Annotated in this window: 3 protein-coding genes; all 3 read right to left on the minus strand. The window is 40.4% G+C overall.

Annotated features, from left to right (window positions below; genetic code table 11):
• Positions 1 to 659, minus strand: a 659-nt coding sequence (locus KKH91_08150; GenBank protein MBU0952773.1) for a dihydroxy-acid dehydratase, incomplete at its 3' end; no start/stop codon positions are given.
• 60 nt (positions 660 to 719) lie between these two features.
• The gene (cimA, locus tag KKH91_08155) at positions 720 to 2,312 is read right to left on the minus strand and encodes a citramalate synthase (GenBank protein ID MBU0952774.1); all 1,593 of its coding nucleotides are present in this window, start codon (positions 2,310 to 2,312) and stop codon (positions 720 to 722) included.
• A gap of 1 nt (position 2,313) precedes the next feature.
• Positions 2,314 to 2,472, minus strand: a 159-nt coding sequence (locus KKH91_08160; protein MBU0952775.1) for an ACT domain-containing protein, incomplete at its 5' end; no start/stop codon positions are given.

A 2,472-nucleotide genomic window follows, 5' to 3' on the forward strand; every position in this document is an offset into this window, starting at 1 on the left:
GCCAGCGCAGTACCACAGCCCGGCAGAGACATACCCATGGCTTCACATAAGCATGCCATTGTATTTGCCGTATATAAACCCTGACACGAACCTTCTCCGGGGCAAGCTTCAAGCTCTATTGTATCAAGTTCTTCCGAAGTAATTTTTTTATTTTGGAATAAACCAACAGCTTCATAAGTATCTCTTACAAGCGAACGCCTTTTGCCCCCGCAAAAACCTGTCATCATGGGGCCGGCTGTAACCACAATCGTAGGAATATTTATTCTTGCAGCAGCCATCAGCATACCTGGAGTAATTTTATCGCAATTAGTAAGCAATACCAGAGCGTCAAAACAATGCGCTTTTGCCACGCTTTCAACACTATCAGCTATCAATTCTCTTGAAGGCAGTGAATAATGCATACCGGCATGGCCCATAGCGATTCCATCGCAAATCGCAGGCAGCCCAAATACAAAAGGAACTCCGCCTCCGGCAGAAACTCCGCGTTCTATCCATCTTTCAAGTTCGCGCATGCCTACATGTCCAGGAACAATGTCGCTGAAAGAAGTCGCTATACCGATAAAGGGCTTATCCATACATTCCTTCGCTATTCCTGTTGCAAACAATAAAGACCTGTGAGGGACTCTTGTTACACCTTTTTTAATTTCATCACTGCGCATTTTAGCACCCCTATAATACCTCATGTAACGCGCTTGGAAGCGTATGAGGTATATTCCTTTTTAAAAATGTTTTTTATTTTCTTTCAACAATTTAAATTCAATTGCTTCCGTCAGGGCCTGCCAGCTGGCTTCAATAATATTTTCAGAAACGCCGATAGTGCCCCAGGATTCTTTTTTATCACGCGACTCAATTAGCACTCGCGTAATGGCGCGGGTTCCTACTTTACCATCTATTATTCTTACTTTGAAATCTGAAAGAGCTACCTCTTTTAGTTCCGGATAGAATTTCTCAAGGGCCTTGCGCAATGCATTATCCAGTGCGTTAACAGGCCCGTCTCCTTCAGCAACCGTATGTTCTACAATACCGTTTACAGAAAGTTTGATGATTGCTTCCGAATGCATAAACCCGGTTTCAGCTTGTTTTTCAACAACTACACGGAAATCCTTAAGTTCAAAAAACGGTTTATATTTACCCAGGGATTTGTCAACAAGTATTGTAAAAGAAGCGTCTGCATCTTCGTACTGATATCCTTTAAGCTCCATCTTTTTTACGGTATCAATAATTTTACCGCTTGCATCATTTTCATTGGTTACTTCCAAATTGAGCTCTTTCATTTTTGCAAGAACATTACTTTTGCCTGCAAGTTCAGAAATAAGAATTTTTCGTTCGTTGCCGACCAAAATAGGGTCAATATGCTCATATGTTTTCGAATGCCTTAGAATCGCTGAAACATGTATGCCTGCCTTATGAGCAAACGCTGAACCGCCAACGTATGGCTGGTGGTCGTAAGGAATCACATTTGCTATTTCACTGACATACCTTGATAATTCGGAAATTGCTTTTAGCTTGCCTTCAGGCAGGCATTTAACACCAAGTTTTAATTCTATATTTGGGATAATCGAGCAGAGATTTGCATTTCCGCATCTTTCCCCATAACCGTTTATTGTGCCTTGAACCAGTACCGCGCCTTCTTTTATAGCAATTATAGAATTGGCAACTGCGCAATCTGAATCATTGTGTGCATGGATTCCCAAGGGAAAATTATCAGGAAATTTTTTGTTTATTTCTCTCATAATTTCGCTTATATCTCCGGGCATAGTCCCGCCATTTGTATCACAAAGAGTAATATTAACAGCTCCGGCATTTCTCGCTGTTTCAATCGTTTTTAGCGCATACTCTTTATTCGCTTTAAAACCATCAAAAAAATGTTCTGCATCAAAGATAACCTTCATGTTTTTCTGATTCAAGAATTTCACGCTATCTTCGATCATTTCTAAATTTTCTTCCAATGTAGCCCTTAATGCATGAATGACATGCAAATCCCACGACTTACCGAAAATTGCGGCATATTCAGTTTTAGATTTAACTATGCCGTCCAGGTTAATGTCATCTTGGGCGCTATTGCCTTTGCGCCTCGTAGATCCAAAGGCAACCAGCTTGGCTTTTTTCAGTTTTACGCTTTTATTCATCTCCCTGAAAAATGATTCATCGTTAGGATTTGAACCCGGCCAGCCGCCTTCTATATAATCAATGCCAAACTCGTCAAGCGCTTTAGCTATTTTAATTCTATCTTCCGAAGAGAATGAAATACCGGCTGATTGAGAACCGTCCCTTAAAGTTGTATCAAAAAGCGCAACTTTATTGTTTTTCATTTTAGTTTCCTTTACCCAACCCAAAACCGGAATGCAACGCATTTACGGCTTTGACTGTGTCTTTCTCGTTTATTATACACGATATTTTTATTTCTGACGTTGAGATCATTTGTATATTAATTCCCTCTTTTGACAATATTCGGAACATCTCAGACGCTAC

This window comes from Elusimicrobiota bacterium, assembly GCA_018816525.1.
Classification (GTDB): Bacteria; Elusimicrobiota; Endomicrobiia; order CG1-02-37-114; family XYA2-FULL-39-19; genus OXYB2-FULL-48-7.